7 protein-coding genes are annotated in these 8154 nt (G+C 55.0%); 4 read left to right on the top strand and 3 right to left on the bottom strand.

Going from position 1 to position 8154, the window contains the following annotated elements; translation table 11 throughout:
• The coding region (locus B2W52_RS13730) for a winged helix-turn-helix domain-containing protein (protein WP_286803571.1) at window positions 1-2045 on the bottom strand (2045 nt) is incomplete at its 3' end.
• Window positions 2046-2291: 246 nt separating this feature from the next.
• Here B2W52_RS13730 and cysB point away from each other — a divergent pair.
• On the top strand, window positions 2292-3269 hold the full coding sequence (gene cysB, locus B2W52_RS13725) for an HTH-type transcriptional regulator CysB (protein ID WP_273018024.1): 978 nt from the start codon (window positions 2292-2294) through the stop codon (window positions 3267-3269).
• A gap of 27 nt (window positions 3270-3296) precedes the next feature.
• Here the strand turns inward: cysB and B2W52_RS13720 are convergent, their stop codons facing one another.
• Complete coding sequence (locus B2W52_RS13720) at window positions 3297-4019, bottom strand: phosphoadenylyl-sulfate reductase (RefSeq protein WP_014577210.1); 723 nt, start codon at window positions 4017-4019, stop codon at window positions 3297-3299.
• A 232-nt stretch (window positions 4020-4251) separates the two neighbouring features.
• Here B2W52_RS13720 and thrH point away from each other — a divergent pair, with 232 nt between their 5' ends.
• Complete coding sequence (gene thrH / locus B2W52_RS13715; RefSeq protein WP_069183523.1) at window positions 4252-4866, top strand: bifunctional phosphoserine phosphatase/homoserine phosphotransferase ThrH; 615 nt, start codon at window positions 4252-4254, stop codon at window positions 4864-4866.
• 65 nt (window positions 4867-4931) lie between these two features.
• Here thrH and pabB read toward each other — a convergent pair whose 3' ends face one another.
• Window positions 4932-6272 (bottom strand): aminodeoxychorismate synthase component I, encoded by a 1341-nt coding sequence (pabB, locus tag B2W52_RS13710; RefSeq protein WP_286803602.1) that lies wholly within the window; start codon window positions 6270-6272, stop codon window positions 4932-4934.
• Between the two features lie 194 nt (window positions 6273-6466).
• Between pabB and B2W52_RS13705 the strand changes: the two genes are divergently transcribed.
• Together B2W52_RS13705 and B2W52_RS13700 are read left to right on the top strand one after the other, a co-directional pair.
• Window positions 6467-7081, top strand: a complete 615-nt coding sequence (locus B2W52_RS13705) for a hypothetical protein (RefSeq protein WP_273018025.1) — start codon at window positions 6467-6469, stop codon at window positions 7079-7081.
• Window positions 7082-7248: 167 nt separating this feature from the next.
• Window positions 7249-8154: DUF6160 family protein (locus B2W52_RS13700; RefSeq protein WP_286803567.1), on the top strand; the 906-nt coding region annotated here is incomplete at its 3' end.

The following is an 8154-nucleotide window of genomic DNA, read 5'->3' as shown; positions in this document are numbered from 1 at the left end:
CAGGCCCGGGCTTTTTCCGGATGGCCTGAAGCCAGGTAGCAGCGTGCCAGAAGGGCAGTGCTTGCGGGTGGCTCGAACACGATTTGCTCTCGCCGCTTGCGGGCGGTCTGGGATGCGTCTTCGAGCGCGTCAATCGCCTCCTGGAGCCTGCCCTCGCTGAAAGCCAGGTGACCACGCACGTACTGAATGATCACGTGCTGGCCCGGTTCGGTGCCCCGCTCAACATGTTCGAGCAACGGTTTCAGGTGCGTGGCTGCTAGCTGGGGGTGATTTCGTTCGCGATGAATCTCACAGAGTGTACTGTTCTGCCAGCATGAGATGAGTCTTGGCTGGGTTGGGTCCGCATAGTGTTTGTCCACCCATTGCCTTATCTCGGTGCAGGTTTCCAAAGCCAGATCGATATCGCCGCGATTGTACTGAATCCACGCCAGCAGGCCGCCACTGGAAAGAACCGTACTGGGTTTATGTTCGACCTGTCCGTAACGGACTGCCGATTGGAGCGCGTCTTCGGCTTCGGTGAGTTCACCCTTGCCGTAGTAATCCAGGCCCAGGCCGTAATAGGTTACCGACTTTAATGGTATGCGAGTGTGATCAATCTCCCTGAGCACCTGTCTTGTGAGATCTGCGGCGCTCTTGTCGTCACTCCGGGTGCGAGCCAGATAGGAGCGCATCAACGAGATCTCACTTTGCAGCCCGAGGGCCCCTTCGGCATCCGGATGGGAGTCCGCCACCTGCCGGTCCAGAAGATCCTCCAGGCCGGACAGCAGCGGCTCCAGACTATCCATGCGGTTGGCAAAGAACAGCCCCCAGATCCGGAGCATCTGGAGTTGCGGATTGTCGATGACAAGATCCTGTGGCAGAGCATCAATCCAGTCCAGCACGGGGAGGTGATATCCGCCATGGATCAGGTTGTTGCCGTGCTCGGCGAGCACCCGGGCAAGCCGGGACCAGTCCTCCTGTCGGACGATCTGGGCAATGGCTTCCTGCACGTGGCCATGGGCCAATAACCAGTCCACCGTCCGGTGCCAGAGTCGCGCGGCCGAGTCAGGATCTTGGTGACTTACCCTGAGTTGCAGCGCATCCCGAAACAGGTCGTGATAGCGGAACCACTTGTTACGGGTATCCAGCGGGATCAGGAACAGATTCTGGCTGAGAAGTTTTTCAAGCAGCTCCTGGCTGTTATCGGACCCACGGATCGAATCACAGAGGGACGCACATAGCCGGGGGCAGCAGGCCGTTTCAAGCAGAAAGTCCGACAGCTCCCGGGGTTGCTGCTCAAGTACTTCGCTCAGCACATAATCGCTGATGTGGCGCTCATCCAGATTTATCTGGTTTCCACTCGTGCTGGCGTCCTTTCCGGACAATGCGGACAGCTGCATGGCAGCGACCCAGCCTTCGGTTTTGCGGTAAATCGCGTGGACATCTTCGTCGGCGATATCAAGGCCCATGGTGTCGTGAAAGAACTGACGGCATTCGTCTTCAGAAAAGGCCAACAGGCCAGGGTGGATGTCCTGGATCCACCGACGGACGCGCCAGCGGGCCAGGGGCAGTGGCGGTTCGGTTCTGGACGCCAGGATTATCAGAACACCCGGCGGAAGATAATCAATGAAATAGGCGAACTGCCTGTGGATGGCCGGGTTGCCAATGAAATGGAAATCGTCCAGCACCAGCGACCACGGGCTGTCATCATGAGCCAGTGTGTTGATCAGGCCGGTAATGGCCTCGGTAAACGTGTCATCTGAGTGGTGAGCCAGTTGTTTGCGCAAATCGGACGCGCCGGTCAGCCCGGCTTGCTCAAAAGCTCCTATCAGGTACTGCCAGAATCGCCGGGGCTCATCGTCGTGTTCATCCAGAGAGAGCCAGGCGCTAGGGGAGGAAACCCTTGAACACCATTGCGCAACCAGAGTGGTCTTGCCAAACCCGGCCGGCGCAATCACCAGATTCAGTCTTTTCGGAGCCCGGGACTCAAGCAAGGCACTCAGCCGCTCACGTTTAACCGCGCGCGAGTCTGACGTTGGCCGAAGAAACTTTGTGGTGAGCAGCATGAGTTCCCTGAGAACTGGAGTGTTGATGTGCCCAGACAGGGCATTACGGATTGTGTCCTTTGTATTGGCCAAGTCAAGGGTTGGAGGGGCTTTTCATAGCCTCAGGGTTTTATCAGGGGCTGCGCAAATGCGATTTTGGTCTAAACTGTGTAAAAGCAGTTGCCTATATTAAAAAAGAATGAAAATCTGTATTTTTATGCGTATTCTTCAACAAGGTCCTTCGATCTCCAGGGAGCAGCAGATTCAATGAAACTACAACAGTTGCGCTATATCTGGGAAGTTGCGCATCACGACCTGAATGTCTCAGCAACCGCCCAGAGTCTGTTCACGTCCCAGCCGGGTATCTCCAAACAGATCCGCCTGCTGGAGGACGAGCTGGGGCTTGAAGTATTTGCCCGCAGCGGCAAGCATCTCACCAGAATCACACCGGGCGGCGAGATCATTATTCGCGAGGCCGGCGAAATCCTGCGGCGGGTTGAGGGCATCAAGAAGATTGCCCAGGAATTCAGTAACCAGCGAAAGGGTGATCTCAGCATCGCCACCACGCATACCCAGGCCCGTTATGCACTGCCCCCGATTATCAGTGGTTTTATAGAGGAGTACCCGGACGTCTCCCTGCATATGCATCAGGGGACGCCAATGCAGATCTCCGAAATGGCAGCCAGCGGGGCGGTCGATTTTGCCATTGCCACCGAGGGCATGGAGCTGTTTAACGACCTGATCATGATGCCATGCTACAAATGGAACCGGAGCGTCATCGTGCCGAAGGATCATCCACTGGCGAAACTGCCGCAACTGACACTTCCGGAGCTGGCAGAATACCCGCTCGTGACTTACGTGTTCGGCTTTACGGGGCGCTCGAAACTGGATGAGGCGTTCCAGTCCCAGGGACTGACACCGAAAGTGGTATTTACGGCAGCAGATGCAGACGTGATCAAGACCTACGTAAGGTTGGGACTCGGTGTCGGAATTGTCGCGAGCATGGCATTCGATCCGAAAACGGACACCGACCTGGTTGCGCTCGACGCCCGCAAGCTTTTCCGTCCCAGCGTCACACGACTCGGGTTCCGAAAGGGGACTTTCCTGCGGGGCTATATGTATGACTTCATTCACCGTTTCGCGCCCCATCTCACCAAAGAAAAGGTGGACGAGGCGGTTTCCCATCAGGGCAGCCGGTCTGAAATCGAAGAACTGTTCAAGGATGTCGAGCTGCCCACTCACTAGAAAGTAAGCGGGCAAGAGGCGCCCGGGTTATTCCCGGGCGATCAGGTTGCCGGCATGGAGGCCGCATTCTTTCTGGGTGGCTTCTTCCCACCACCAGCGGCCTTCACGCTCATGTTGACCTGGCAGGACAGGACGGGTGCAGGGCTGGCAGCCGATGCTGACAAAGCCTTTCTCATGCAGTTTGTTGTAAGGCGCCTCGGACATACGGATGTAATCCCACACCTCTTTTGATGTCCAGTTTGCAAGTGGGTTGAACTTTACCAGTGTCTTTTCATTGGTCGAGAAGGCGGTATCTTCCTGGATAACCGGGACGTCATTGCGAGTTCCGGGGCTCTGGTCTTTCCGCTGTCCAGTGATCCAGGCGTCCACGGTCGCCAGCTTGCGGCGAAGGGGGTTGACCTTGCGAATGCCGCAACACTCACCGTGCCCATCTTCATAGAAGCTGAACAGGCCCTTTTTGTTCACCAGATCCTGAACTTCGTGAGCATCCGGAAACAGAACTTCGATCTCGATGCCGTAATGCTTGCGAACCCGCTCTACAAAATCGTAGGTTTCCGGATGCAGACGGCCTGTATCCAGAGTGAAAACCTTCAGGTTGTCGGTCAGCTTGTGCGCCATTTCAATCAACACGACATCTTCGGCGCCACTGAAGGAGATGGCGATGTTATCGTATTGCTGCAGCGCGGCTTTGAGAATCGAACGGGGGCTCTGGCCTTCGAGCTCTTCCCGCAGGGTTTGAATATCGGTCATGGCCCGGCATTGCCTTCTATGGATGTGCAAGGGTATCTAACTGACCGAAAAGGCTACCATTAAATGCCTCATACCCTGAAGGAATGACGATCTATATGGTTATTCCGCGTTTAAAAGCACGGGTTTACACTTCCCCGATGCAATCCTGGCCGGTTTTTCTTATCATACGCACCGAATACAGGCAGGCGGATTGACCGTCCTGGCCCTTTACCAATCAAAGCAGGAGATCGTTGTGGAACTGGCATGCCTTGACCTTGAAGGAGTATTGATCCCGGAGATCTGGATCGCGTTCGCCGAAAAGACCGGCATTGAAGAGCTCAAGGCGACCACCCGCGATATTCCGGATTATGACGTGTTGATGAAGCAGCGCCTCAAGCTGCTGGACCAGCACGGCTATGGCCTTCCGCAAATCCAGGAAGTGATTGGCGAGCTGGACCCGCTGCCCGGCGCCCGGGAGTTTCTGGATTGGCTGCGCGAGCGTTTTCAGGTTGTGATTCTGTCCGACACCTTCTACGAATTCGCCATGCCCCTGATGAAGAAGCTGGGTTATCCGGCACTGCTTTGTCACAAGCTGGAAGTTGCAGACGACGGCCAGATCACCAACTACCTGCTGCGCCAGCGCGACCCTAAGCGACAGTCCGTGAGGGCATTCCAGTTGCTGAATTACCGCGTGATTGCTGCCGGTGATTCATACAACGACACCACCATGCTGGGGCAGGCCGAAGCCGGTATTCTTTTCCACGCTCCGCAGAACGTAATCGACGAGTTCCCGCAGTTCCCTGCGGTACATAACTTTGACGATCTCAGGCAGGAGTTTCTCAAGGCCAGTGCGATCCATAGCGCCTGAATGGAAAACTGAAAACGGGGTCAGAAGAACGCTTTCTTCTGACCCCATGTTTACCTGGATTCAGTTCACTCAATCACCAATTCTTCCAGAAACCGCATTAAAGACCCGACTTTTGCGAGCGTCTCCTGATATTCAGCCTCGGGATCTGAGTCCGCAACAATGCCGCCACCGCCCCAGCACCGAATGGTGCCCTCGCCATCACACAGCATGGTTCGAATCGCAATATTGCTGTCCAGCGTGCCATCCAGTCCGCGATAGAAAATCGAGCCGCAGTAGGGGCCGCGCCAGTGGGGCTCAAGTTCCCGGATGATTTCCATTGCTCGGATCTTGGGTGCACCCGTAATGGAACCACCCGGGAATGCGTCAAACAGGGCCTTCATCGGCGTAACACCGTCGGCAAGTTCCGCGCGAATGTGGCTGACGAGGTGATGAACGTTCTTGTAGGACTCAAGAGCAAAGAGTTTGTCGACTTTCACGCTACCGGGTTTCGCGTTCAGGCCCAGATCATTGCGGAGAAGATCGACGATCATCAGGTTCTCGGCAAGGTCCTTTTCGGAGCCTTCCAGTTCAGAGGCATAGGCCAGATCGGTTTCCGGTGTTCTGCCTCTCGGCCTGGTGCCCTTAATTGGGCTGGTGGTTACGGTGCGATCGTGTATCTCGAGAAAACGTTCGGGGGAGACCGAGATAATCGATGCTTCGCCAGTTCGGATGAAACCGCTGTAGGGCGTGGGGTTAGCATCCGAGAGCGCCTGGAATGCTCGCCAGGGATCCCCAGCGAAACGGCCTGAGAATTCCTGGGACAGATTCGCCTGATAACAATCACCGGCTTCGATGTATTGGCGAACCCTTTCTACGCTCGTCTTGAAGGCAGCCGGTGTTTGCCTGGGCTGAAATCCGGAAACCATAGACCATCCAGTGGTGGTGGCGGGCTCGTCCGTGGCCAGCCACTGGTCCAGTAAATCCCGCGTCCCATCAGGGCAATCCGGATGAATCCAAAGCCAATATTGATCTGTCTTGCGATTATGACTGGCAGTCCAAAGGTAGAAACCTGCAGACATGAGGGGAGCACACACAGGTGGACACAGCTCTCTGAGACGACCTTCCCGCACATATCCAAGTTCATAGCCGAGGAAGCCAATCCAGCCACCGGACAGACATTCCGGGCTGGGTTCCTGTTCGATCTGGAACTGGCGGACGAGGGTTTCCATGCTCTGGGCAAGGTGATCGGAGCAGAAATCTGAAGGCACAGGGTATTGGAGCACTTCTGAGGCGAGAGCCCCGGCAGAGAAACCGCTGAAAACTCCTCGGGCCGGGCCGTTACCGACACTCCCGATATAGGCGAAATCAGCTTCCCGGCAGGCATGGCTTAGCAGGCGATGGTAGGCCTCCTGGGTGAGTTTCCGCATAGTTGCCGGGTTCAAGTATCCTCCGCGATATTCAAGAAATGATAAACAGCCCACAAAACGGGCGTTGTCCGCTGCGTGTAGCCCTTGATCTAATGAAAAGTCAAAGGAAGGCAATTAATTAGGTTTTTGCATTTTACTGCACATACGACTGACCTTCCTCAACAAAACGACAGAATACAAGGATAAAAACAATCATGGGGCACTTTAAGATAATTCTTCTATCCGCTTTGTTCATGCTGTCTTTCATACCTGTAGGCGTTCAGGCTCAGAGCGAGGTCGGTGAACACATACCCGATCGAAATGCTCTATCTGACGGGAAGCTTAGCCCGGATGAAATCAAGAAATACGCTACTTTGGCAGCCAAGCATATTCAGGAATTGACTGCAGTTGCCCGGGAAGAGGTTGGTAGTGAGCTTGAACAAAGTGGCGTAGTCATTCCTGCGGCATGGATGATGATGAATGACGGTGAAGTTAAGCGGGTTCGGCTGGGCGCTAGTGGAGAGCAGGCAGCGGCAACCATGAAGGTGCTTATGTTCAGAGCCGCACTAAAGTCGCTGGCACGACACGGAAAAATCCTTGCTACAGCGATCGTATATGCGGGCACCGTCGAGGGGGAAAAAGGTACGCGAGTTATGGCCATAGAACATGAGCATCGGCTAGGCCTGTCGGGACTACAGGTCGTACCTTACCAATTTGCGGGAGGAAAGCTGACCTTCGGCAAACCGAGTACCCAGAAAAAACCCTATGAGCTCTTCTATGACGGCCGTGATGAAGAAGATCAAGGCGGGGATAGGCAGAACAAAACGTGAAATAAATCCTTTTTGTAACGGTTTGTTTCGGTGTGGGTGAGAATTGTGAGTGCAATCACGGATTCAGAGTGTAAAACAATCTTAAATGGATTTGTGGGATCACAGATCCTGCTTCTAAAAATACAAAACTCACACAAGAACAACGATGAGTTTATAAGGAGATAAGAATGAAAGGCCTGAAAAAAATTGCACTTGCTACAGCGGTAGCCGCCGCCCCGTTCGCCGCCCAGGCAGAACTGACGGCCATGAATGATTCTGCGATGGGTAACGTAACCGGCCAGGCCGGTGTGACCATCGAACTGGAAACCCAGGTCAGCATTGGTCAGTTCAAGTACACCGACACGAACGGTGGTGCTGCTGGTGAAATCGGTGGCGGTTCATTCACCGTTAATGACATCGAACTTGGTGGTGCTGGTCTCATCACAGGTGCCAACCCGATCTTCGATACTAACAGTGACGGTACTCCTGACACTGCGGCTAGCCAGCTCCTAGACGATCTGTCTATCGACATCGACCTGGCGGACGACGGCGACGCTGTGATTTCCGTTCACACGATCAGTGGCCTGCCAATTGACTGGGGCTTCACGGCCTCCTCAATGAACCTGGAAGGTACCGACAGCACCACGCTGATCTCTGGCCTCAGTGCCTGGGGTATGCTGGCCAAGCTGGATATCCGGGTTGACACTGAAGATGCGTCCACCAGCCTCGGTGGCACTGGCGACGGTTCTCTGAACATCGACACTGCTTTCACCGTAAATAACATGGAATTCGACGTTCCCTTCCTGGCGGTTGGCGTGCGCGGTATGTCCATCACCGGCGCCGGAGCGAACTTCGACTACAACGGTGATGGTGTTGTTGATAGCGCCGATACTGACCTTGATGGCAGTGGCACCGTCGGAGACACCAAGGCGGAACGCATCAATGTCGGCTTCGCCAAGGTGAACCTCGATGTTTACAAGGGCAATGGCCTCGGCCAGTCGACTGCAACCGACGTGCTGCGGGTCGATGTCAACGATGTCGTAATGGACGTAAATGTTGGCGGTGTTCTCATCGGCGGAACCAGCATTGGTACT

It is taken from the genome of Marinobacter sp. UBA2498, assembly GCF_002341575.1.
Classification (GTDB): domain Bacteria; phylum Pseudomonadota; class Gammaproteobacteria; order Pseudomonadales; family Oleiphilaceae; genus Marinobacter; species Marinobacter manganoxydans.
The sequence above is the reverse complement of the archived record's forward strand: the minus strand, read 5'-3'. Positions and strand labels throughout refer to the sequence as shown.